The organism is Roseateles sp. T103 (assembly GCF_057219915.1).
This window is the reverse complement of record NZ_JBXVVS010000001.1, coordinates 308,180-329,989: the sequence shown is the minus strand read 5'-3', so window position 1 is coordinate 329,989 and position 21,810 is coordinate 308,180. Positions and strand designations below refer to the sequence as shown.

22 protein-coding genes are annotated in these 21,810 nt (G+C 68.0%); 6 read left to right on the top strand and 16 right to left on the bottom strand.

What is annotated here, in order from left to right:
- Position 1 precedes the first annotated feature (1 nt).
- From AC2EBS_RS01355 to AC2EBS_RS01335, 5 genes are all read right to left on the bottom strand, one after another.
- The gene (locus AC2EBS_RS01355) at positions 2-874 is read right to left on the bottom strand and encodes an EI24 domain-containing protein (RefSeq protein ID WP_484726589.1); all 873 of its coding nucleotides are present in this window, start codon (positions 872-874) and stop codon (positions 2-4) included.
- A 74-nt stretch (positions 875-948) separates the two neighbouring features.
- Complete coding sequence (locus AC2EBS_RS01350) at positions 949-1,911, bottom strand: sterol desaturase family protein (protein ID WP_484727537.1); 963 nt, start codon at positions 1,909-1,911, stop codon at positions 949-951.
- Positions 1,912-1,921: 10 nt separating this feature from the next.
- Positions 1,922-2,716, bottom strand: a complete 795-nt coding sequence (locus tag AC2EBS_RS01345) for a polysaccharide deacetylase family protein (RefSeq protein ID WP_484726588.1) — start codon at positions 2,714-2,716, stop codon at positions 1,922-1,924.
- The gene (locus AC2EBS_RS01340) at positions 2,713-3,711 is read right to left on the bottom strand and encodes a YncE family protein (RefSeq protein WP_484726587.1); all 999 of its coding nucleotides are present in this window, start codon (positions 3,709-3,711) and stop codon (positions 2,713-2,715) included. The genes AC2EBS_RS01345 and AC2EBS_RS01340 overlap by 4 nt, the downstream gene beginning before the upstream one ends.
- A 147-nt stretch (positions 3,712-3,858) precedes the next feature.
- Entirely contained in the window at positions 3,859-4,674 is an 816-nt protein-coding gene (locus tag AC2EBS_RS01335) for a TIGR00266 family protein (protein WP_484726586.1), read from the bottom strand.
- A gap of 105 nt (positions 4,675-4,779) precedes the next feature.
- Here AC2EBS_RS01335 and AC2EBS_RS01330 point away from each other — a divergent pair, with 105 nt between their 5' ends.
- Positions 4,780-5,577 carry an IclR family transcriptional regulator gene (locus tag AC2EBS_RS01330; RefSeq protein WP_484726585.1) on the top strand — a complete coding sequence of 266 codons (798 nt, stop codon included), beginning with the start codon at positions 4,780-4,782 and terminating at the stop codon, positions 5,575-5,577.
- Here the strand turns inward: AC2EBS_RS01330 and phbB are convergent, their stop codons facing one another.
- The 3 genes from phbB to phaC form a co-directional block, all read right to left on the bottom strand.
- The gene (phbB, locus tag AC2EBS_RS01325; protein ID WP_484726584.1) at positions 5,578-6,315 is read right to left on the bottom strand and encodes an acetoacetyl-CoA reductase; all 738 of its coding nucleotides are present in this window, start codon (positions 6,313-6,315) and stop codon (positions 5,578-5,580) included.
- 186 nt (positions 6,316-6,501) lie between these two features.
- Positions 6,502-7,683, bottom strand: coding sequence for an acetyl-CoA C-acetyltransferase (locus AC2EBS_RS01320; protein WP_484726583.1), 1,182 nt, complete (start codon positions 7,681-7,683; stop codon positions 6,502-6,504).
- A 30-nt stretch (positions 7,684-7,713) separates the two neighbouring features.
- The gene (gene phaC / locus AC2EBS_RS01315) at positions 7,714-9,432 is read right to left on the bottom strand and encodes a class I poly(R)-hydroxyalkanoic acid synthase (RefSeq protein WP_484726582.1); all 1,719 of its coding nucleotides are present in this window, start codon (positions 9,430-9,432) and stop codon (positions 7,714-7,716) included.
- A gap of 144 nt (positions 9,433-9,576) precedes the next feature.
- Between phaC and AC2EBS_RS01310 the strand changes: the two genes are divergently transcribed.
- Positions 9,577-9,900, top strand: a complete 324-nt coding sequence (locus AC2EBS_RS01310; RefSeq protein WP_484726581.1) for a hypothetical protein — start codon at positions 9,577-9,579, stop codon at positions 9,898-9,900.
- On the opposite strand, the gene pgeF is transcribed toward AC2EBS_RS01310, so the two are convergent.
- Together pgeF and maiA are read right to left on the bottom strand one after the other, a co-directional pair.
- Positions 9,832-10,605 (bottom strand): peptidoglycan editing factor PgeF, encoded by a 774-nt coding sequence (pgeF, locus tag AC2EBS_RS01305; protein WP_484726580.1) that lies wholly within the window; start codon positions 10,603-10,605, stop codon positions 9,832-9,834. The two genes, AC2EBS_RS01310 and pgeF, sit on opposite strands and share 69 nt — an antisense overlap.
- 7 nt (positions 10,606-10,612) lie before the next feature.
- On the bottom strand, positions 10,613-11,248 hold the full coding sequence (maiA, locus tag AC2EBS_RS01300; protein ID WP_484726579.1) for a maleylacetoacetate isomerase: 636 nt from the start codon (positions 11,246-11,248) through the stop codon (positions 10,613-10,615).
- Between the two features lie 61 nt (positions 11,249-11,309).
- Here maiA and AC2EBS_RS01295 point away from each other — a divergent pair, with 61 nt between their 5' ends.
- Positions 11,310-11,858: an NUDIX hydrolase gene (locus tag AC2EBS_RS01295; RefSeq protein ID WP_484726578.1), complete on the top strand. Its 549-nt coding sequence runs from the start codon at positions 11,310-11,312 to the stop codon at positions 11,856-11,858.
- Positions 11,859-11,879: 21 nt separating this feature from the next.
- Here the strand turns inward: AC2EBS_RS01295 and AC2EBS_RS01290 are convergent, their stop codons facing one another.
- Both AC2EBS_RS01290 and AC2EBS_RS01285 read right to left on the bottom strand, forming a co-directional pair.
- The gene (locus AC2EBS_RS01290; RefSeq protein WP_484726577.1) at positions 11,880-13,799 is read right to left on the bottom strand and encodes a bifunctional diguanylate cyclase/phosphodiesterase; all 1,920 of its coding nucleotides are present in this window, start codon (positions 13,797-13,799) and stop codon (positions 11,880-11,882) included.
- A 46-nt stretch (positions 13,800-13,845) separates the two neighbouring features.
- Positions 13,846-14,466, bottom strand: a complete 621-nt coding sequence (locus AC2EBS_RS01285; RefSeq protein ID WP_484726576.1) for a transglutaminase-like cysteine peptidase — start codon at positions 14,464-14,466, stop codon at positions 13,846-13,848.
- A 229-nt stretch (positions 14,467-14,695) separates the two neighbouring features.
- Between AC2EBS_RS01285 and AC2EBS_RS01280 the strand changes: the two genes are divergently transcribed.
- Entirely contained in the window at positions 14,696-15,562 is an 867-nt protein-coding gene (locus AC2EBS_RS01280; RefSeq protein ID WP_484726575.1) for an HDOD domain-containing protein, read from the top strand.
- A 7-nt stretch (positions 15,563-15,569) separates the two neighbouring features.
- On the opposite strand, the gene AC2EBS_RS01275 is transcribed toward AC2EBS_RS01280, so the two are convergent.
- The gene (locus AC2EBS_RS01275; RefSeq protein ID WP_484726574.1) at positions 15,570-16,058 is read right to left on the bottom strand and encodes a DUF6152 family protein; all 489 of its coding nucleotides are present in this window, start codon (positions 16,056-16,058) and stop codon (positions 15,570-15,572) included.
- A gap of 10 nt (positions 16,059-16,068) precedes the next feature.
- Positions 16,069-16,491 carry a DUF6644 family protein gene (locus AC2EBS_RS01270; protein ID WP_484727536.1) on the bottom strand — a complete coding sequence of 141 codons (423 nt, stop codon included), beginning with the start codon at positions 16,489-16,491 and terminating at the stop codon, positions 16,069-16,071.
- Positions 16,492-16,551: 60 nt separating this feature from the next.
- On the opposite strand from AC2EBS_RS01270, the gene AC2EBS_RS01265 reads away from it, so the two are divergent.
- Both AC2EBS_RS01265 and AC2EBS_RS01260 read left to right on the top strand, forming a co-directional pair.
- Positions 16,552-17,112: a hypothetical protein gene (locus tag AC2EBS_RS01265; RefSeq protein WP_484726573.1), complete on the top strand. Its 561-nt coding sequence runs from the start codon at positions 16,552-16,554 to the stop codon at positions 17,110-17,112.
- A gap of 165 nt (positions 17,113-17,277) precedes the next feature.
- The gene (locus AC2EBS_RS01260) at positions 17,278-18,252 is read left to right on the top strand and encodes a hypothetical protein (protein ID WP_484726572.1); all 975 of its coding nucleotides are present in this window, start codon (positions 17,278-17,280) and stop codon (positions 18,250-18,252) included.
- 4 nt (positions 18,253-18,256) lie between these two features.
- Here the strand turns inward: AC2EBS_RS01260 and lpdA are convergent, their stop codons facing one another.
- Positions 18,257-20,059, bottom strand: coding sequence for a dihydrolipoyl dehydrogenase (gene lpdA, locus AC2EBS_RS01255; RefSeq protein WP_484726571.1), 1,803 nt, complete (start codon positions 20,057-20,059; stop codon positions 18,257-18,259).
- A gap of 13 nt (positions 20,060-20,072) precedes the next feature.
- Entirely contained in the window at positions 20,073-21,755 is a 1,683-nt protein-coding gene (aceF, locus tag AC2EBS_RS01250; RefSeq protein ID WP_484726570.1) for a dihydrolipoyllysine-residue acetyltransferase, read from the bottom strand.
- Between the last annotated feature and the right edge of the window lie 55 nt (positions 21,756-21,810).

Here is a 21,810-nt window from a genome sequence, read left to right as displayed (position 1 = left end):
GCTACAGGGGCGGAAGTGGCGGGATCTCGGGAGAGGCGGGCACCGCCGGCTGGGCCGGCGGCGGCGTTTCGGCACTGCGCAGCGTGCTCAGCGCATCCAGGCAGTAATGGGTGAACCACAGGCTGGAGAAGGCAAACACCAGCGTGTACAGCCACACCGTCACCAGCACCAGCAACGGCGCCAGCACCACGGCCAGCGCGCTGAAGGCCCAGATCACCGAGGGCGCAGCGCCCAGATAGCCGCTGATCACGCCGATGGCCAGCAGCGGCCCGCGATGCTCGCGCATCACGCGCTGGCGCTCCTCAGCCGACGCATGGTCGGCCAGCGCATCGAAGGCGAAGACCTTGAAACTCAGCCAGCCCCAGATCAGCGGCGGCAGCACCAGCACCAGCGGTGGCACCAGCCACAGCGGCAGCGACAGCACCACCAGCAGCAGCGCCAGCACCGAGCACGCCAGCGACCAGAGCACGCTGGCCATGAAGCCTGCGCCGCGACGCCTCTCCAGTTGGGCGAAGCGCCGCTCGGCGACCAGCCTGACCATGGCCGGCGTCATCAGCACGCTGACCAGCAACATGCTGAGCATCAGCACCACCGGCACGGCCATGGCGATGACCAGCAGCGGCGCGATCACCGCGCGGTAGTCCTCGGCGCCCATGCTGGCCAGCCAGCGCAGCAGTGCACCGACCAGCAGCCAGGACTCGAGGCCACCGCGTACCGCGTCCACCGCCCACTCCCAGAAGAAGTAGGCCAGGCCGACGCACAGGCCGGCCGCAATCAGCAGCGGCAACAGCGAAAGCGCGATCACGCGCGGGTGCAGGCAATAGACAGCAGCGCGCCAGAACGCGTCGCCGAGCCGGCCCATCTTGTCGACCATCGTTGGTGTTCGTCTATGACGTGAGCGAGGGACCGGCAAGCATACCTGCCCGTCAGCACAGCGCGGCCAGCGGCTCAGCGCCCGACCAGGCGACGCAGCCCCAGCCACTGCTGGGCCCAGAAGCCGTGGCCGTAATCGCGCCCGCCCTCCTGCGGCAACTGGTCACGCACGCCGGTGGCATCCCAGCGCAGCTTGAAATCGGCGGTGCCGAAGAGCAGATCCCAGACCGGAAAGAGCACCGCGAAGTTGCAGCCGCCCAGCGTACCGCGGCCCTTCTGCGACTCGTGACCAATGCCTATCGCATGGTGCCGGCGATGAAAGCGCGGGCTGACCAGCACGCGCTCGAACACCGGGCCGAACCAGATCCGCAGATTCGCGTGCTGCAGGCTCTCCATCAGCTGCGACAGCGCCACCAGCGCGACGAACTGCCGCGGCTCCACGCCGATCGCCTGCGCCAGCAAGGCGAACACCAGGCTGCGCAACAGGTCGTCGAGCAGGTGATTGCGGTTGTCGGTCCACATCGTCATCTGCCGCTGGCTGTGATGCAGCGCATGCAGGGCCCACCACCAGTTGAACTGGTGCTGTGCGCGGTGCAGCCAGTAGTCGACGAAGTCGAACACCAGCAGGTAGATCAGGAAGGCCAGCAGCGGACGATCGCTCAAGCCCGGCACGAGCGCGTCGAGATGCAGCGGCGCGACGTCCCACAGCGCCAGCTGTCCTCCGAGCAGGTCGAACAGCGGGTCCAGCAGGAAGAACATCGCCAGCCGGAACAGTCCGAGCCTATGGATCAGCGTGTACAGCACGTCCACCCGCACGGCGGCGCGGTCGCGCAGCGGCTCGACCGGTCGCCAGCGCTCCAGCGCGCGTATCAGCAGCAACATCACCGCAATCTGCAACAGGCCGACGAGCAGCCAGCCCGTGGCCTCGTAGGCCGGCTCCAGCAGGTTGCCGCCGCCGAGCGCAAAGACCAGCGGCTGCACCAGGGCCTCGAACAGCGCCTGCTGCGTCTGGGCAAAGCCGTCGATCAGGAAGTCCAGCATCGTCTCGTCAGGGTTTGGCTGCCGCCCGCACCAGCGCGGCATAGCGCGGATGCTCGCGCAGCGGTGCGAAGCAGAAGCCCCGCTCCTTCAGGCCCCGCATCAGCGGGTCCAGCACGGCTGGCGCCCAGGGCTCGGCGCGAGACCAGATGCCCAGATGCGCCATCAGGATGTCGCCGGGACGGATCTCGCGCAGCGCCTTGGCCAAGAGCTGGTCGTTGGGGAACCTGTCGCTGGGCAACTCGTCGCCCAGGAAGCCTGCTGCACTCCAGCCCACATGCGTGAAGCCGCAGGATTGCGCAGCGGCCAGCAGGGCCGGCGAGCTGCGCCCGCCGGGCGCGCGGAACAGCGGCACCATGGACTGGCCTGTGGCGGCTTCGAACCAGCGGGCGGGCTTGCGCAGCTCCTCGCAGTAGTCCGCTGCACTGAGCTCGCGGATCACACCGCGCTGCTTGCCCGCGGCGGTGCGGAAGCGAAAACGCCCATCGGGCAGATCGGCCAGCCAGATGTCATGCGCCCAGGTGTGCGACGCGAAGTCGTGCCCCTCGGCCGCACGCGCGCGCCACCACGGCGCCCACTTGTCGTCCAGCGTATGGCCGCCTTCCAGCGTGGGCTCCTTGGCGATGAAGAAGGTCAGCTTGGCGTCGTAGCGACGCGCCGTCTGCGCGACCAGATCGGCCACACCCATATGCCCGGTGTCGAAGGTCAGGTACACCGGCTTCGTGCAGGCGGCCGCCCAGCCGGGCAGCTGGCCCGTCAGGGTCAGCGCCGCGAGGCTTGCGAGTCTGGCTGCGCGGGTCTTCACTGCCGTTTGACGTGATCCAGGGTCCAGACACCGTGCGGTGACTTGCCGACCTTGACCTGGCGGATCATCTTCTTGGTCTGCAGGTCCATCACGCTGAGCTTGCGCGCCCAGCGCGACGTGAAGAGCAGCGTGCGTCCGTCGGGCAGGATTTCCATATCGTCCGGCCCGCCTGGCGCCGCGAAAGTCTCGACCACCGCCAGCGCCTGGTGATCGATGCGACTGATGGAGTTGGCAGCGCGGTTGCTGACCAGCACATGGCGGCCATCCCCCATGGAGCGAAACGAATGCGCGCCATCGCCGGTGACCAGGCGCTTGACCAGCTTGGGCTGCGCAGCCGACACATCGTAGACCTCGACCTGCTTGTCGCCCGTCAGCGCGACCAGCAGATGCCTGTCGTCCGGCGTGAGATAGACATCGGCAGGCATCTTGCCGACACCGATCTTCCAGCGCTCCGTCTGCGTGCCCAGATCCACGGCCATCAACTCATCGCTGTCCTGCAGGCTCATGTAGACGGTGCGGCTCTTGCTGTCGATGGACAGATGGCTGGGCGTCTTGGCTGCCGGCAGCCGCTTGACCAGCTCCAGCGGCTTCTCGGCGCTCTGCGGCTGCCAGCGGTAGAGGTCCACATGGTTGAGCCGGTTCCCGGCGGTCACGAACCACTTCATGTCCGGCGAGAAGCGCAGGTGGTAGGGGTCGATGATGCCGGTGATCACGCGTTGCACCTGGGCGGTCACCGGGTCGATGAAGGTGAGCGAGTCGCTGCGCGCGTTCGCGATGATCATCGACTTTTCGTCGGGGGTCAGATAGAGGTGATGTGGCTCCTTGCCGGTGGGAATGCGCTTGATCTCCTCAAAGCTCTTGCCATCGATGACGCTGACATTCGCATCCAGCGAATTGAGCACGAAGATCGGTCGCCCTGTCGCGAGCGCCGCCTGCGCGACACCCGCGGCCAGCACCGCCAGGAGGGCCTGACGCCCCCAGCTGATGAATCGCATGAAAACACACCTAGAAAGCCGACATCGGGCCGATTCCCGACGGGCTTTGTCAGTGTAAGGCCGGCCCGCAGTGCCCGCGCCCGCGGGCATCTGCCCTGGATCAACGCCGGCGCAGCGGCCGCTGCGCCGGCATGGCCGGCAGCAGGCTCACTCGTCGTCGCCGCCGAGGATGCCGCCCAGCACGCCGCCCGCGGCCATGCCGCCGAGCAGCGAGCCCTGCTCGCGACCACCACCGCCGGTCTGCGGTGCCGCCGCGAAGATGCGCGAAGCCAGGCGCGAGAACGGCAGGCTCTGCAGCCAGACTTCGCCCGGGCCGGTCAGCTTGGCCAGGAACAGGCCCTCGCCGCCGAACAGCGCGGTCTTGATCTTGCCGACGTACTGGATCTCGAAGTCCACGCTGGGGGTGTAGGCCACCACGCAGCCGGTGTCGACCAGCAGGGTCTGCCCGGGCTGCAGGGTGCGACGGACCACCGTGCCGCCGGCATGGACGAAGGCCAGGCCGTCACCCTCGAGCTTCTGCATGATGAAGCCCTCGCCGCCGAAGAAGCCGGTGGAGAGTTTCTGCTGGAGCGCAATGCCCAGCGACACACCGCGCGCCGCGCAGAGGAAGGAGTCCTTCTGGCAGATCAGCGTGCCGCCGAGTTGCTTCAGGTCCATGGGCAGGATCTTGCCCGGATATGGGGCAGCGAAGGCGACGCGCTGCTTGCTCGGCCCCTGGTTGGTGTAGATCGTCGTGAACAGCGACTCGCCGGTGATCAGGCGCTTGCCCGCACCGAGCAGCTTGCCAAAGAAGCCGCCCTGCTGCTTGGCGCCGTCGCCGAACACGGTGTCCATCTGGATCGCCGCGTCCATGAACATCATCGAGCCGGCTTCACCGATGGCGGCCTCGCCCGGATCGAGCTCGACCTCGACGAACTGCATCTCGGCGCCCTTGATCTCGTAGTCCACCACATCCATTGCCATCACAGTCTCCTTGAAGGGAAATCAGAAAAATTCGGCCGCGATGCTACCCAAGTTTGGATGATCCGCACCGACATCGGCCTACTGGCCCCTGCCTATACTGCGCCGATGAGCGAGACCAGCCCTGCATTGCCGGCGCTCAAGCCCGGCGACAGCTACGTCCAGTCCTTCGCGCGCGGACTGGCGGTAATCCGCGCCTTCAGCGCCGAAGCGCCGCGGCAGACGCTGACCGACGTGGCCAAGCGCTGCGGTCTCACCCGCGCCGGTGCACGCCGCATCCTGCTGACGCTGGAGACGCTGGGCTACGTGAAGTGCAATGGCCGGCTGTTCTCGCTGACACCCAAGATCCTCGATCTCGGCTTCGCGTATCTCAGCTCGCAGCCCCTGTGGCAGTTCGCTGAACCGGTGATGCAGAACCTGACCGCCGATCTGCGCGAGTCCTGCTCGGCCGCAGTGCTGGACGACGGCGACATCGTCTACGTGCTGCGCGTGCCGGCGCGCAAGATCATGAGCATCAATCTCGGCCTGGGCAGCCGCTTGCCGGCCTGGTGCACCTCGATGGGTCGCGTGCTGCTGGCCGGCCTGCCGGCGCCCGAGCTGGACGCCTATCTTGCCGACCTGGAATTGCGCCCGCTGACGCCGAAGACGGTGCGCAGCAAGGACGAACTGCGCGCCCGCATCGCGGTGGCACGCGAGCAGGGCTGGAGCCTGGTGAACCAGGAGCTCGAAGAAGGCCTAGTCTCGCTGGCCGCGCCCATCGTGGACCGCAACGGCAGGGTCTTGGCGGCCCTCAACGTCAGCGGCCAGTTCAACCGCACGCCGCCCGAGCTCATGATCGAGCAATGGCTGCCCCGGCTGCTGGAAGCGGCGGGGCAGATATCGAGGTTGTTGCAGTTGAAGAGTTAATTACCCCATGTGCAGCCCGCCGTTGCAGCTGAAGTCGGCGCCGGTGGTGAAACCGGAGTCCTCGCTGGCCAGCCAGGCGACGATGGAGCCGATCTCCTCGGGCGTACCCAGGCGCTTGACCGGGATGGTGGCGACGATCTTCTCCAGGATCTCGGGCTTGATCGCGCGGACCATGTCGGTGCCGATATAGCCCGGGCTCACCGTGTTGACAGTCACGCCCTTGGCGGCCACCTCCTGCGCCAGCGCCATCGTGAAGCCATGCATGCCGGCCTTGGCGGCCGAATAGTTGGTCTGGCCGGCCTGGCCCTTTTCGCCATTGACCGAGCTGATCTGGATGATGCGGCCCCAGCCCTTGTCGACCATGCCCGGCACCACCTGCTTGGTGACGTTGAACATGCTGTTCAGGTTGGTGTCGATCACCGCGCGCCAGTCGTCCGGCGTCATCTTCAGGAACATGCGGTCGCGGGTGATGCCGGCATTGTTGACCAGCACGTCGATGACGCCATGCTCGGCGACGGCCTTCTGGAAGGCCGCCACGGTGGAGTCCCAGTCGGCCACGTTGCCGACGGAGGCGTAGAAGGTGTAGCCCAGCGCAGCCTGCTCGCTCAGCCACTTGTCATAGTCGCGGCTGGGTCCGCAGCCGGCGATGACCTTGAAGCCCTCCTTGTGCAGGCGCTGGCAGATGGCGGTACCGATGCCGCCCATGCCGCCGGTCACATATGCAACTTTCTTGCTCATCGTCTCTCTCCTGAGCCACCAGGGCTTGTCTCTTGCTTGATGACCGGTCGGCAGCGCGCCCTTCGCTGCCAGCCGGCCGCACTACTCTGAAGTCAATGGGCGCGTGTTCAGCCTCCCGCATGCACGAGAAGCGGTCAAGCGGGTTGCACCTATCAGGGTTTGCGTCAGTCGCGCCGTCACAAGCGCTTAACGCTCGACGGTCAATGCCACGCCCATGCCGCCACCGATGCACAGCGAGGCGATGCCCTTCTTGGCACCACGACGCTGCATCTCGTGCAGCAGCGTGACCAGGATGCGCGCACCCGACGCACCGATCGGGTGCCCCAGCGCGATCGCGCCGCCGTTGACATTCACCTTGCTGGTGTCCCAGCCCATCTCGGCATGCACCGCGCAGGCCTGCGCCGCGAAGGCCTCGTTGATCTCCAGCAGGTCCAGGTCGGCTGGTTTCCAGCCGGCGCGCTCCAGCGCCTTGCGAGCCGCCGGCACCGGGCCCATGCCCATATAGGCCGGGTCCAGGCCTGCCGACGCATAGGAGGCGATGCGCGCCAGCGGCGTCAGGCCCAGCGCAGCGGCCTTCTTCGCGCTCATCACCAGCAGCGCCGCGGCGCCGTCGTTCAGGCCCGAGGCATTGCCCGCGGTGACGCTGCCCGCCTTGTCGAAGGCCGGACGCAAGCCGGCCAGCGCCTCGGCGTTGGTCTTGCGGTTGATGTACTCGTCGGCATCGAACACCAGCGGGTCGCCCTTCTTCTGCGGGATCAGCACCGGAGCTATCTCGTCCTTGAAGCGGCCGGCATCCTGCGCCGCCGTGGCCTTCTGCTGCGAGGCCAGCGCCAGCGCGTCCTGCGCCTCGCGGCTGATGCTGTGCTTCTTGGCCACGTTCTCGGCGGTGATGCCCATGTGGTACTGGTTGTAGACGTCCCACAGGCCGTCGACGATCATCGAATCGATCATCTTCCAGTCGCCCATGCGCTGGCCATCGCGCGAGCCCTGCAGCACATGGGGCGACAGGCTCATGTTCTCCTGGCCGCCGGCGATGACGATCTCGCTGTCGCCGTCGCGGATGGCCTGCGCAGCCAGCATCACCGCCTTCAGGCCCGAGCCGCAGACCTTGTTGATGGTCATCGCGGGAATGGCATCCGGCAGACCGGACTTGATCAGCGCCTGGCGCGCCGGGTTCTGGCCACAGCCGGCCTGCAGCACCTGGCCGAGGATGACCTCGCCGACCTGGCCGCCGTCGAGGCCGCTGCGCGCCAGCAGCGCCTTGATCACGGTGGCGCCCAGCTCCGCTGCCGGCGTCTTCGCCAGGCTGCCGCCGAACTTGCCGATCGCGGTGCGTGCCGCGGCGACGATGACGATGTCATTGCTCATTTGTCTTCTCCTGTTTCTTTCGCCTGAGGCTCAGGCCTTCTGCTTGACGTAGCGGCCCGGTGCCGGCTCGATGGCCTTGTGCTTGCGGTTGCCCGGCGTCTTCGGCGCCGCCTTCAGCGCGCCGGCGTGGGCGCCCAGCCACTTGGCCCAGTCCGGCCACCAGCTGCCCGGGTGCTCCACCGCGCTGGCGAACCACTTGTCGCTCTCGGCCGGCAGCGCCGCGGTCTTGCCTATCCAGTGGCTGCGCTTGCCCTTGGCCGGCGGGTTGATCACGCCGGCGATATGGCCCGAGGCACCCATCACAAAGCGCTTCTTGCCCTTGAACACCTGGGTGGAGCGGTAGGCGCTGTCCCAGGGCACGATGTGGTCCTCGCGCGAGCCGTAGATGTAGACCGGCGCCTGGATCAGCCCCAGGTCCAGCGACTCGCCGCAGACGGTCAGCCGTCCGGGGATCTTCAGCTCGTTCTGCAGATAGGTGTGGCGCAGATACCAGCAGTACATCGGTCCCGGCAGATTGGTGGAGTCGCCGTTCCAGTACAGCAGGTCGAAGGGTGGCGGCGCCTCGCCCTTCAGGTAGTTGCCGACGACGTAGTTCCAGACCAGATCGTTGGGCCGCAGGAAGCTGAAGGTGGTGGCGAGTTCCTGGCCCTTGAGCAGGCCCGGGCCCTTGGGGCTCTCGTCGCCGAGGGTCAGCTCGCGCATGCGCACCGAAGGCTCGTCGACGAAGACGTCGAGCACGCCGTTGCTGGCGAAGTCGATCAGCGTGGTCAGCAGCGTCACGCTTGCGGCCGGCTGCTCGCCGCGCGCCGCCAGCACCGCCAGCGCGGTGGCCAGTATCGTGCCGCCGACACAGAAGCCCAGCGTGTCGATGGTGCGCGCGCCACTGATCTCCTGCACCACACGGATCGCCTGGATCGCCGCATGCTCGATGTAGTCGTCCCAGGTCCAGGCCACGCAGCTCTCGTCGGGGTTGCGCCAGCTGACCACGAAGACGCGGTGGCCCTGCTCCACCGCGTAGCGTATCAGCGAGTTGTCCGGCTGCAGATCGAGGATGTAGTACTTGTTGATGCAGGGCGGGATCATCAACAGCGGCCGCTCATAGACCTTGGGCGTCAGCGGCTTGTATTCGATCAGCTGGAAGAAGGGGTTCTCGAACACCACGTCGCCCGCGGTGGTGGCGACGTTGCGGCCCACCTCGAAGGCGCTCTCGTCGGTCTGCGAGACATGGCCGCGCTGCAGATCGGCCAGCAGCTGCTGCATGCCCTTGGTTAGGCTCTCGCCCTTGGTCTCCATCGCCAGCTTCAGCGCATCGGCATTGAGGGCGAGGAAGTTGCTCGGCGCCGCGGCATCCACCCACTGCTGCACCGCGAAGCGGATGCGCGCGCGGGTCTTGTCGTCGGCCTCGACCTGCTCGGCCATCTTCTGCAGCGTCTTGGCGTTGAGCAGATAGAGCTGGGCGAGGAAGTTGCTGCCCGGGTTCTCCAGCCAGGCGCTGGACGAGAAGCGCTTGTCGCCCAGCGGCTGCTGCGTGGCGCCGGGTCGCAGCGCGGCGTTCCACAGCTCGCCAGCCTGCTTCAGGTATTCGGCCTGCAGCGTCGACCACGACTCCACCGGCACGTGCAAGCCGGCGACCGACTTCCACATCTCGCTCATCTCGGCGGCCAGCAGCCCGGCCTCGGCGGTGCTCGGTGCTGCGCTGCCTGCGGCCTTCCTGGCCCGGCTGCTCTTTTGCTGCGGCTCGTTCTTCATGCGTCTCCCGTTCCTATAGGCAAGCAAGCGCTGTCGCGCGTCCGGATCAGATGACGAGCCGTGCCCGTCACCCTGTGCATCGCAAAAAGCTTGCCACCGATACGGTATCTTGTGCGCTAGTAACTTACCTTGTGATGACAGCCGATGTACCTGGTAGCAATTGCCTGGCTCTATGTAGCCCTGATGATGGCGCTGGCCGAAGCCACCAGCACGCAGGGCAGCGTGCTGGGCGCCTTCTTCACCTTCCTGCTCTACGGCCTGCTGCCGGTGACGGTGCTGATGTACATCCTCGGCACGCCGTCGCGGCGCGCCGCGCGGCGCCGGGCCGAGGCGCAGGAGGCCGCCGCAGCAGCAGCGGCAGCGCAACAGGCGGCGCAGCCATCGTCCCCACAAGAGGGGTCAGCGCAGGCGGATGACGGCGGCCATGCGGCCGCTGGGGGGCTCGCGCCGGAACGAAAAGAACCGTGAGGCCTCGCTGACCGTACACCAGCCGCCACCGCTGATGCGCACGATCCCGGCGGCGCGCAGCCGGCGCCGCGCCAGCTCGGCCAGATGGGCCAGCCAGCGCGGCTCGCCGCGCGCGTTGGCGCGATAGACGAACAGCGCTGGATCGGGCGCCGACGGATCGGCGCCGAAGGCCTGCAGCACATCGGCGCCCACCTCGAAGGTCTGCGGGCCAATACAGGCACCTAGCCAAGCCTGGATCTCGTCGGGGCAGCAGTCGGCAGCGGCACAGAGTGCAGCAACGGTGTTCTCCAGCACGCCGCCGGCCAGCCCGCGCCAGCCGGCATGCGCGCCCGCCACGCCATGCGGCGCGGCGAACAGCACCGGCAGGCAGTCGGCGACCTGGATCACCACCGCCAGCCGCGCATCGGTGCTGACCGCCGCATCGGCCTCGGGAGATGCTGCGCCGGGCAGCGCCAGTTCAGGACTCAGTCGCACGACGCGATGGCCATGTACCTGGCGCAGGAACACTGGCGTCGCACCCGTGGCCTCGGCCAGGCGCGCCCGGTTGGCGGCCACCGCTGCCGCATCGTCCTGCACCGCGCTGCCGACGTTCATGCTCGCATAGCTGCCGCGGCTCACGCCGCCCGCGCGCGTTGTCATGAAGGCATGCACCTGCGGCGCGTCCCAATCTGGCCGCAGCCAGTCGGGGTGCAGCGCGGTGGACATGCCGCCCTCACTCGGCATCGGGGCAGGCGCTGGGCTGGGTCTTGGCGAAGGCATCGAGAGACATGCAGTGCTCGAACACCTTCATCACCGTCGGCACATGCTCGAGCCGGCAGTCGAAGCGCTGCGCGTTGAAGATCTGCGGCACCAGCACGCAGTCGGCCAGGCCGGGCGCGTCGCCATGGCAGAAGCGGCCGGTCTCGCCGTCGCTGAGCCGGCGCTCCACCGCCTCCAGCCCGGTCTCCACCCAGTGGCGGTACCAGCGGTTCTTGTTGTCCTCGCTGACGCCCAGTTCCTTGGTCAGGTAGCGCAGCACGCGCAGATTGTTCAGCGGATGGATCTCGCAGGCGATGTCCTGCGCCAGCGCCCGCACACGTGCGCGGCCCAGCGCATCGGCCGGCAGCAGCGGCGGCTCCGGATGCGTCTCGTCGAGGTACTCGATGATCGCCATCGACTGCGTCACCACCGCATCGCCGTCGCGCAGCAGCGGCACCAGGCGCGCGGCCGACACCGCCGAATAGGACTCGCCGAACTGCTCGTTCTTGGCCAGATGCACCGCGCGGTAGTCGTAGTCCAGGCCCTTGAGCGCCAGCGCGATGCGCACGCGGTAGGAGGCCGAGGAGCGGAAGTAGTTGAAGAGTTCCATGGCAACGATGATGCCATGCAGGCCAGCCACGCTGGAAGGTGGCGGCCGCTACACTGATGCGATGCTGATTCCTCGCCGCTTCAAGCACTGCCCCAGCTGCGGCACGCCCGTCAGCTACCAGGTGCCGCCCGACGACAACCGCGAGCGCGCGACCTGCCCGGCCTGCGCCAGCATCCATTACGAGAACCCTATCAATGTGGTCGGCACGCTGCCGATCTGGGGCGAGCAGGTGCTGCTGTGCCGGCGCAATATCGAGCCGCGCTGGGGCAAGTGGACGCTGCCGGCGGGCTTTCTCGAACTGGGCGAGAGCAGCGCCGAGGGCGCACTGCGCGAGACCGACGAAGAGGCCGGCGCGCAGATCGAGCTGCAGGGCCTCTATTGCCTGCTCAACGTCGTGCGCGTCGGGCAGATCCACTTCTACTACCGCGCCCGGCTGCTCTCCGACCGGTTCAATCCGGGGCCCGAAACCATCGAGGCGCGGCTGTTCCACGAGCACGAGGTGCCATGGGAGGAGCTCGCCTTCCGCACCGTGAAGGAGACGCTGCAGCGCTACTTCGACGACCGGCGCGAAGGCCGGCCCTTCGCGCTGCACTGCGCCGATATCGGCTGAGCGACGCTCGAGGCGCCGGCTTCAGCGTCTGAGCTGGGCGGTGGCCCAGGGACCGGTGACGCCGTCGAGCTCGCAGTCCCACAACGCCTGAGCATCCAGCGCGTCGACCACCCCCTCGCCATAGACCTGCAGCGCCAGGCTGCGCAGCATCACCACCATGCCGCGTACGAAGGCGGCGCGCGCCGCGTCACCCGACACGCCGACCACCACCGCGCTGTCCAGCTTCACATAGTCCAGCCCGGCCTGGTAGAGCCGCTCCACCTGCGCCAGGCCGGCACCCGCATGCTCCAGACCCAGCTTGACGCCCAGCGGGCGCAGCTGCCGGCCCAGCTCGTGCAGCAGGTCGAAGTGCTGCGTCGCCGCGCCCTCGGCCAGCTCCAGGCCCAGCTTGCGCGCCGCCTGCGGCGACTGGAAGACCAGCTCGCGCAGCCGCGCGACGAAGCTGCCGTCCAGCAACGAGGCTGGCGCCAGGTTCACGCAGCGCTGCCGGCCGTCGTGCGCGATGGCTTCCAGCGCCAGCGTCACCGCCAGCAGATCCACCTCGGCGGTGAGGCGGCTGCGCACCGCCAGCGGCAGCCAGCGCGCGGCGTTGAGCCAGGTGCCACCGGCCGCCAGCTGCAGCTCCAGCGGGCACTCCAGATGCAGCAGATTGCCCTGGCGGTCGAGCACCGGGAACTCATGCAGACGGGCGCGGCGCTGCTGCACCGCCTCCTCGATCTGCGCGTGCCAGGCACGCTCGCCCTGCACTGCCTGCTGGTCGTCGAGCTTGAGCGCTTCCACCGCAAAGCCGGCATGCGCCTCGGCGCGTGCCAGCGCTGCATCGGCGGCCGAGAACCAGTCGCTCATCGGCCTCTCGCGTGCCAGGTCCACGGCACCCAGCGCCACATGCACGCCGCTGCCCAGGCTGCCCAGGCTGGCCTGCAAGGCATCGGCCAGGGCCCGCGCCGTCTCGGCCGCCACATCCGGCGCCGGCAGCCACAGCGCGAAATCGGCGCCGTTGAGCCGGCCGGCCAGGCAGCCGCGCACACGGTCAGGATAGATCTGCACCGCCTGCGCGATCGCCACCAGAGCCTGGTCGACCTGGGCGCGACCCAGGCGCTGGTTCAGCCCGGCCAGATCGCGCAGACGCAGCAGGACCAATCCGCCGTGCGTGGGACCATCGTCGCGCTGCAGCGCCGAGTCGAACTCGGCCAGAAAGTGCTTGCGATGGCTCATGCCGGTGAGCGTGTCCTGATGCGCCTGGGCGCTGAGCATCTTCAGCTGCTCGGCCTGGGCCTCGAACATCTGGCGCAGGCGCAGCACCATCGCATTCATCGCCTCGGTGAGGCGGCGCAGCTCAGGCACGCGCGAGAGCTCTTCCACCGTGGTGAAGCGGCCCTCGACCAGCGCATGGGCCTGTTCGACCGTGCGCTCCAGCGGACGGCGGATGCGCAGCAGCACCCAGTAGGCCACCGCTGCCGCAGCCAGCCCCACGCCGAGCAACACCAGCGCCGTGCGCCAGGTCGCGGCCCACAGCGCGTCGTAGGCATAGGCGTTGTGGCTCTGCACCTCGATGTCGCCGGCAGCCTTCCAGCCATCCGAGACCTTGGCCGTGCCCGCAGCCGCCTCAATAGGCAGCAAGCTGACGAACCATCCGGGCGCGCCGCTGGGCTGGCCGGGCGCGCTGCGTTCGAAGCCCACCGTGCCGTCGGCACGCTTCCAGCGCATGCTGCGGTAATAGCCGGTATCGAACTGGGCCGACATCACCAGCGACATCAGCTCCGCGTCGCCGCCCTGCTGCGACATCGCCAGCGCCAGCGCGGCGGCGTTGTCGCTGTTCTTGATCTGCAGCTGGGTCTGCATCAGACCACGCATCGCGCCGGTGGACACGGCCACGCTGCCCACCAGCGACGCGAGCACCGCGCCGAGCACCAGGAACCAGACTTGACGGATCAGCGACATGAGGCCTTCCCCAACGTGGCGTGCTTGCTGTAGTTGTGTTGCTGCATTAGAACCCCTCCGCTTTGATCTTGGCCAAGGCCTCTCTCCAGATCGACAGCCGCGCCACCGCGCTGCCGGCACTGCTGCGCCCCACGCCCTGCCACAGGCCTTCGCTGTTGAAGCTGAACACCGGCTGCAGGTCGGGCCGGCTGGAGGCCGGCTGCACCGCCGTGTGCAGATTGTCCAGAATCAGCGGCTCCGCGTCGGGCTCCGCATAGTAGGCCAGCACCATATGCGCCTGCGGCCGGCCGCCGAGCATCGCCCGCACATAGACCAGGCGCAGCTTGGCCTCGGGCAGGCCGGCCGCCAGCAGGCTGAAGTACTTGGCGATCGCATAGTCCTCGCAGTCGCCCTGGCCCCGCTCCAACGTTTCCAGCGGGCTGGCCCAGTAGTCCACCTTGCCCCAGGTCTCCAGATCGTCCTTGAAGGCGATGCGCTGGTTGAAGAAATCGTTGATCAGCGTGAGCCGCTGCAGCTCGGCTTGCCGCGCTGCGCGCTCGACCAGCGGCTGCAGCGCCCTTGCGCCCGCCTGGGCTCGAGAGCCCTGGCGCGCCGCAGCCTCGAGGACGCGATCCACATCCCAGGCCGAGGCCACACCGCCGAGCAGCAGCCACGGCGCCAACAGCACCGCGGCAAGCCATGGCCGCAGCCAAGCCGGCCCCGGCCCGCCGCAGCGAGGCAGGGCAAGCAGGCCAGGAGTGCGGTGAGGCTGGGCCGACGCCATGGTCGAAGCACTTTAACGTGCAGCTCGCAGCGGCGACCCTGCGCAGGTGTGCATTTCTACCCATCTGCACGAGTCAACGCTTGCCATAATCGCCGCCAGTGTTTTCCCCAGGCGGCACTCGCCCGCCCCGACCATGAAATCCCAGGCCGTCCGACAGGAGCTCGATCAGGCACGCGAACGCGGCTCGCTGCGCCAGATCGTCATCCCGCCTTGCCCCGAATTGCTCACGCGCCTGCAGGCGCAGATGGCCTTGCCGGAGCCCGATCTGAACGAGGTCGCACGCATCGCCGCGAGCGATGTGGCGATGTCTGCCACGCTGATCCGGGCATCGAACAGCCCGGTCTACATGCCGCCAGGCTCGCACCCCTGCAGCACCGTGGGTCAGGCGCTCACGCGCATCGGGCTGGCAGAAACCGCCACGCTGATGACCGCCTTCCTGGTGAAGCGGTCCATCCCGGTGAACAGCCCGCACCTGGCGCGCTTCTGGGAGCGCTCGACCAAGCGCGCCATCGCCTGCGCCTTCATCGCCAGGCAGCTGCCCGGACTCTCACCGGACCTGGCGCATACCTACGGCCTGTTCTGCCACGTCGGCATGCCGGTGCTGCTGCAGAGCGTGCGCGGCTACGGCTCGACCATGGTCGAGGCCGCCGCGCGCATCGACCGCCCCTACATCGCCACCGAGAATGCCAATCACAAGACCGACCATGCGGTGGTCGGTGCGCTGGTGATCCGTGCCTGGAACATGGCGCCGGAGATCATGGCCGCGATCCGTCTGCACCACGACTTCGACGCGCTGGGCAAGGGCGACGTGGAAGCCGAGGTGCAGACCCTGGTCGCCGCGGGGCTGGTGGCCGAATACCTGATGCGCCGCCACGAAGCCCTGCCGGAGGACGCCGACTGGCGGCACTACAGCGCCGCCGCCATGGACTGGCTGCACATCGGCGCCGACGATCTGGAGCAGTGGGAAGAGCAGCTCTCGCCGCTGCTTGACGAGGCCTGAGCCGCCCTCAGACCGGCGCCGAGCGCAGGCCGAACACGCGGCCCTGGGCAAACAGGAACTCCGCGCGCAGCACCGCCTCGCCCCGCTCGCCCGCGAAGGTGAAGCCGAGCAGCTCCAGCGCATCGCCGGGCTTGATCTCGGCCACACCCCAGGCCTGCATGCGCGTCAGCGGCGCCAGCTCGACCTGCCAGCGCCGGTCGCGACGCGTGGGCAGCTGTGCCTTGGCCAGCAGAGCCGCACCATCGACCGCGGCCGACTGCCGCGGCAGCGCACGCTGCTTCAGATCGGCAGGCAGCGCCAGGTTCTCGGCCAGCTCCAGCTCCAGCTCGGCATGCGGGTTGCGCCAGGCCACTGTCCGCGCCTTGCCGGCCAGATAGATCGGGCGTTCCTGGTCGAAGCTGCTCCAGCCATGGTGGGCGCGGACCCAGCCCGGCAGCGCCAGCAAGGTGGCACCCGCAAGCAGACGGCGGCGCGAGGCATGGACGGTGTTCATCATCGAGGCTCCTTCACGAGTAGGCGATCCAGCGGCCGCAGATGATGACAGCGCACCAAATCCCCAGTGAGAGCAGGCCTTGCACGCGCGCCGTCCGGTCAGGGGCCTGCAGCACGTCCCGGCGCGAATGGAACAGGCCGGCATTGCAGCCCGCCGCGGCGATCAAACCCATCTTGAGCAGGAAGGTCCGGTTGGCCAGCAGCTCCTGTGCCTGGGTGGCGAACATCAGCAGGCCGCTGGCTGCACACAGCGCAAAACCCAGCAGCGCCGGCAGCAGCGTCAGGCGAGCCAGCGCGGCCAGCGGCACGGCCGAGCCCATGCCGAGCAGGCGCAGCTCGAACACCAGCAGGCCGCCGAAGAGCATGGCCAGGCCCAGCAGATGCACGACTTCGAGTGCAGGATAGGCCCAGGGATGGGCGCTCAGACTGGTCAGCAACATGGCAGGAGTCTCGCACCGATCGCCAGGCAGCATGGGCGCGCCACCGACAATGCCGCCATGCCTGACCGTGACGAGTCGCTGCAGCTGGGACTGCGCCCCTGGCGTTGGGCCTGGCTGTGGCTCGCGCCTGCGGTGCTGGGTCTGGCGTATTGGCTGCTCGCCCCTGCAGGGACCGAAGTGCAGCTGATCGCCATGAACTGGAGCCGCGACATCGAGATCGAGCGCCAGGTGACGGTGACCGACTCCGCTTGGTGTGCGCAGCTGCCTGAGGGCGCTCGAGTGCTCGAGCGGCGCAAGCTGCCCGACCCGGCCAGCGGCATGGCAGGCGAGCACTGCCGCTATGCAGCGCGCAGCTGGCGTGCGGTCTACAGCCTCCGGGCCGCGGGCGAGGGCCAGTCGCCTGCACCGCACTGGCCCTACATCGCCCATGCCAGCGACGAGCGCACCGGCAGACGGCATGAGCGCTATGAGGCGATCTTCGCCAACCAGCGCGACCAGCGCTGGACCTGCCGCCTGAGCGCCGCCGACTGGGCCCGCATGAAGACCGGCCAGCGCCTGCGCCTGCAGGTCGATCGCTTCGGCGTGGCGGACTGCGCGAGCGTCCGCGGCGCAGGCTGAAGAGGCGACCAGCCTAGTGGCACGACTCTAGGCAGCGGCCAGCCGCGCTTGACTTGACACAAGACGCACATACCGCCGCTCAGGCCACACTGAATTTGCAGTGAGGTCGGCCGCGCGATGGCGTGCGGTCGCACTAGTAACGAAGCTCAAGGGAGAGAGAGTTCCATGCCGGCATCACGCGCCACACGACAGCTATTTCGGCAAGTCCTGCTCGGACTTGGCCTTGGCCTGCCCCTGCTGCTGCAGTGCGCGACGGCCGCGCCGCTGCGCTTGGTCGATCCCTATGACGGCTACGGCAGCACCGTGGTCGGTGCGGCCGGCGTCATCGTCCTCCCGCAATTGGTCAGCTACTGGGGTCCCGGCCGATTGGCTGACTACCAGTTGCCGGTCAGCAGCTTCGTCTACGGCGGCACGGTTGCACGCGACAACACACGCGAGGAGCTGACAGACCGCAGGGCGATAGCGCAGGACATCTCCTACAGTCGTGCCTATGTCGATGTGAATCAGGGCATCGCAGGCGCCGAGCTGCAGCGGCCCATCACGCTATCTTCGAGTGATGCGGCGTCGCTGGTATCGCTGAACCTGCTCACACGCGACCTGCCCACCGCCTTTGCTCTGAATGTCAGCCAGGCGCCGTACACCTTCTACAGCGCGCGCACCGGCGTGCTGATCTATAGCCAGCAGCCTGGCGCACAGCCAGGCGCACAACGCAATCTGCTAGGCACGGTGATCTATGCCGAAGACGATGGCTACAGACGCTGGTCAGCGGAGCGCTGGCAGTGGGAGGAAAGCAGCGACCCGGCTTGGCCGGGGCAACTCAACTCGGAGTTGCTTGCCTCGGGCTTCGGCGCATTCGACTTCGGCACCTTGGCCGGCTTGGCCAGTTCGGCGGTCAATGGGCGCACCACGGAGTACTTCTACGAGGTCTTCCTGCACCTCAGCTCATGGGGCATATGCTTGGACGGCAACTACTCTTGCGAGGACGCGTCGACACGCGGCGCACTGAATGCGCAGCTGAGCTTCGGCACCGATAGCGCGGTGCCCGAGCCTGGCTCACTGCCGCTGGTGGCTGCGGCACTGATGCTCGTACTGAGCGGCCGTCAGCTGCGCCGGCGTCAACGGCAGACGCAGCGCAGCTGAGGCTTCAACGCCTGGCCGGCGGCACGTCGGTACAGCTGCCGTGCGCCACCTCGGCCGCCATGCCTATGCTCTCGCCCAGCGTCGGATGCGGGTGGATGGTCTTGCCGATGTCCACCGCGTCGGCGCCCATCTCGATGGCCAGCGCGATCTCGCCGATCATGTCGCCGGCATGCGTGCCGACGATGCCGCCGCCGACGATGCGGTGCGTCTCTTCGTCGAACAGCAGCTTGGTGAAGCCCTCGTCGCGGCCGTTGGCGATCGCGCGGCCCGAGGCCGCCCAGGGGAACAGACCCTTCTTGACCTTGACACCCTGCGCCTTGGCCTGCTCCTCGGTCAGGCCCACCCAGGCCACTTCCGGATCGGTGTAGGCCACGCTGGGGATCACGCGCGCGTCGAACTGACTCTTGGCCAGATCGGCGTCGCCGAGCAGCTCGCCGGCGATGACCTCGGCTGCCACATGGGCCTCGTGCACCGCCTTGTGCGCCAGCATCGGCTGGCCGACGATGTCGCCGATCGCGAAGATATGCGGCTGGTTGGTCCGCATCTGCACGTCCACGTTGATGAAGCCGCGCTCGGTCACCGCGACGCCGGCCTTGTCCGCAGCGATCTTCTTGCCGTTGGGCGTGCGGCCCACCGCCTGCAGCACCAGGTCGTAGAGGCCTTCGCTCTTGGTTCCGTCCAGGCCCTCGAACTGCACCTTGATGCCTTCGGGCGTGGCGCTGGCACCGACCGTCTTGGTCTTCAACAGGATGTTGTCGAAGCGGTGCTTGTTCATCTTCTCCCAGACCTTGACCAGGTCGCGGTCGGCGCCCTGCATCAGGCCGTCCATCATCTCGACCACGTCCAGGCGCGCGCCCAGTGTCGAGTAGACCGTGCCCATCTCCAGGCCGATGATGCCGCCGCCGATGATCAGCATCTTCTTCGGCGTGCGTTGAAGCGCCAGCGCGCCGGTGCTGTCGACGATGCGCTCGTCGTCGGGCAGGAAAGGCAGGCGCACCGCGGCCGAGCCGGCAGCGATGATCGCCTTCTTGAAGCGCAACGTCTTCGTCGCGCCGGTCTTGTCCTGGCCCTCGCCGGTGGTCTCCTCGATGCTCAGGTGGTTCGTATCGAGGAAGGAACCGTAACCGCGCACGACCGTGACCTTGCGCATCTTGGCCATGCCGGCCAGGCCACCGGTCAGCTTGGCGATGACCTTTTCCTTGTGGCCGCGCAGCTTGTCGATATTGACCGTGGGGGCACCGAAGTCCACACCAAGCTCCGCCATATGCGAGACCTCGTCCATCACCGCAGCCACATGCAGCAGCGCCTTGGACGGGATGCAGCCCACGTTCAGGCAGACGCCGCCCAGCGTCGCATAACGCTCGACCAGCACGACCTTCAGGCCCAGATCGGCAGCGCGGAAGGCGGCCGAGTAGCCGCCCGGACCGCCACCGAGCACCAACACATCGGCCTCGATGTCGGCGCTGCCGGCATAGCTGGCTGCTTGCGGCGCAGTCACCGCTGGCGCTGCTGCGGATGTTGCATTTGCAGCAGCAGGCGCCGCAACCGCCGGGGCGGGCGCAGCGACGGCATCCGCCTCCAGCGTCAGGATCAGCGTGCCCTGGTTGATCTTGTCGCCGAGCTGCACCTTCAGCTCCTTGACGACGCCTGCATGCGAACTCGGGATCTCCATCGAGGCCTTGTCGCTCTCGACGGTGATCAGGCTCTGCTCGGCCTTGACCGTGTCGCCGGGCTTGACCAGCACTTCGATGATGGCCACGTCCTTGAAGTCGCCGATGTCCGGCACTTTCACTTCGATAATTGCCATGTCTGGGCTCTCCTTACAGGGCAATGCGGCGGAAGTCCGCCAGCAGCGAAGCGAAGTAGACGTTGAAGCGCGCGGCAGCGGCGCCGTCGATCACGCGGTGGTCCCAGGAGAGCGACAGCGGCAACATCAGCCGCGGCACGAATTGCTTGCCGTCCCACTTGGGCTCGAGGCTGCTCTTGCAGACGCCCATGATGGCCACCTCGGGCGCATTGATGATGGGCGTGAAGTAGCGCCCGCCGATGCCGCCCAGCGACGAGATCGAGAAGCAGCCGCCGCTCATGTCGGCCGGGCCGAGCTTGCCATCGCGGGCCTTCTTGGCCAGCTCCGACATCTCCTGGCTGATCTGCAGGATGCCCTTCTTGTCGGCATCCTTGATCACCGGCACCACCAGGCCGTTGGGTGTGTCCGCCGCGAAGCCGATGTGGAAGTAGTTCTTCAGCACCAGCGTGTCGCCATCCAGGCTGGCGTTGAACTCGGGGAACTTCTTCAGCGCCGCCACCGCGGCCTTGATCATGAAGGCCAGCATCGTCACCTTGATGCCGGACTTCTCGTTTTCCTTGTTCAGCTGCACGCGGAAGGCTTCGAGCTCGGTGATGTCCGCATCGTCGTGGTTGGTGACGTGCGGAATGACCACCCAGTTGCGGTGCAGATTGGCGCCGCTGATCTTCTTGATGCGCGAGAGCTCCTTGCGCTCGACGGGGCCGAACTTCTCGAAGTCGACCTTGGGCCAGGCGAGCAGGCCCGGGAAGGCGCCACCACCAGCGGCGGCGGCGCCGCCGGCAGGCGCGGCAGCCTTTTGCGCCGCCGTCTGCACGCTGCCGGCCATCACCGCCTTGACGAAGCCCTGCACGTCAGCCTCGAGGATGCGGCCCTTGGGACCGCTGCCCTTGACCTCGTCCAGCGGCACGCCCAGCTCGCGCGCCAGCTTGCGAATCGTCGGCGAGGCATGCGGCAGACGGCCCTTGGCCGCGGTGGGCTCGTGCGCGGGCAGCGCTGCAGCGGCCACGGCGGCCGCCGCCGGCACGCTCGCCGCAGCGGGTGCAGCGGGTGCAGCAGCCGGGGCGGCAGGAGCAGCTGCGGCCGCAACAACAGGGGCGGCAGCTGCGGTCGAACCGGCCACCTCGACCAGTGCCAGCGGCGTGCCCTTGGACACCTTGTCGCCCAGCTTCACGAGCAGCTTCTTGACGATGCCGGCCTGCGCGCTGGGAATCTCCATCGAGGCCTTGTCGCTCTCGACCGTGATCAGGCTCTGCTCGACGGCGACACGGTCGCCTTCCTTGACCAGCAGCTCGATCACCGCCACCTCGGAGAAGTCGCCGATGTCGGGCACGGCGATCTCGACCACTGCCGCGGCAGCTGGAGCAGCTGCCGCGGCGGCCACCGCTGCGGCGGCAGGCGCTGGCGCAGCTACGGCGGGCGCTGCTGCCGCGGCCACCGGCGCCGCACCGGCCGCGGCGTCTGCCGTCTCCAGCAGCAGCAGCAGAGTGCCCTCGTTGACCGTGTCGCCGAGCTTGACCTTGAGCTCCTTGACCACGCCCGCATGCGAGCTGGGGATCTCCATCGAGGCCTTGTCGCTCTCGACGGTGATCAGGCTCTGCTCGGCGCGGATGCTGTCGCCAGGCTTGACCAGCACCTCGATGATCGCCACGTCCTTGAAGTCGCCGATGTCCGGGACCTTCACTTCGACCAATGCCATTCGGATGTCTCCGTTGAGTTCGTTACGCAGTGCATTGCGTGCATTGCCCAGCGGC

Excerpts from the sequence above, each read along its gene's own strand:
- AC2EBS_RS01355 (WP_484726589.1), bottom strand. The coding sequence starts at position 874 with ATGGTCGACAAGATGGGCCGGCTCGGCGACGCGTTCTGGCGCGCTGCT.
- AC2EBS_RS01340 (WP_484726587.1), bottom strand. The coding sequence starts at position 3,711 with ATGCGATTCATCAGCTGGGGGCGTCAGGCCCTCCTGGCGGTGCTGGCC.
- AC2EBS_RS01335 (WP_484726586.1), bottom strand. The coding sequence starts at position 4,674 with ATGGCAATGGATGTGGTGGACTACGAGATCAAGGGCGCCGAGATGCAG.
- AC2EBS_RS01330 (WP_484726585.1), top strand. The coding sequence starts at position 4,780 with ATGAGCGAGACCAGCCCTGCATTGCCGGCGCTCAAGCCCGGCGACAGC.
- phbB (WP_484726584.1), bottom strand. The coding sequence starts at position 6,315 with ATGAGCAAGAAAGTTGCATATGTGACCGGCGGCATGGGCGGCATCGGT.
- AC2EBS_RS01320 (WP_484726583.1), bottom strand. The coding sequence starts at position 7,683 with ATGAGCAATGACATCGTCATCGTCGCCGCGGCACGCACCGCGATCGGC.
- phaC (WP_484726582.1), bottom strand. The coding sequence starts at position 9,432 with ATGAAGAACGAGCCGCAGCAAAAGAGCAGCCGGGCCAGGAAGGCCGCA.
- AC2EBS_RS01310 (WP_484726581.1), top strand. The coding sequence starts at position 9,577 with ATGTACCTGGTAGCAATTGCCTGGCTCTATGTAGCCCTGATGATGGCG.
- pgeF (WP_484726580.1), bottom strand. The coding sequence starts at position 10,605 with ATGTCCACCGCGCTGCACCCCGACTGGCTGCGGCCAGATTGGGACGCG.
- maiA (WP_484726579.1), bottom strand. The coding sequence starts at position 11,248 with ATGGAACTCTTCAACTACTTCCGCTCCTCGGCCTCCTACCGCGTGCGC.
- AC2EBS_RS01295 (WP_484726578.1), top strand. The coding sequence starts at position 11,310 with ATGCTGATTCCTCGCCGCTTCAAGCACTGCCCCAGCTGCGGCACGCCC.
- AC2EBS_RS01290 (WP_484726577.1), bottom strand. The coding sequence starts at position 13,799 with ATGTCGCTGATCCGTCAAGTCTGGTTCCTGGTGCTCGGCGCGGTGCTC.
- AC2EBS_RS01280 (WP_484726575.1), top strand. The coding sequence starts at position 14,696 with ATGAAATCCCAGGCCGTCCGACAGGAGCTCGATCAGGCACGCGAACGC.
- AC2EBS_RS01275 (WP_484726574.1), bottom strand. The coding sequence starts at position 16,058 with ATGATGAACACCGTCCATGCCTCGCGCCGCCGTCTGCTTGCGGGTGCC.
- AC2EBS_RS01265 (WP_484726573.1), top strand. The coding sequence starts at position 16,552 with ATGCCTGACCGTGACGAGTCGCTGCAGCTGGGACTGCGCCCCTGGCGT.
- AC2EBS_RS01260 (WP_484726572.1), top strand. The coding sequence starts at position 17,278 with ATGCCGGCATCACGCGCCACACGACAGCTATTTCGGCAAGTCCTGCTC.
- lpdA (WP_484726571.1), bottom strand. The coding sequence starts at position 20,059 with ATGGCAATTATCGAAGTGAAAGTGCCGGACATCGGCGACTTCAAGGAC.
- aceF (WP_484726570.1), bottom strand. The coding sequence starts at position 21,755 with ATGGCATTGGTCGAAGTGAAGGTCCCGGACATCGGCGACTTCAAGGAC.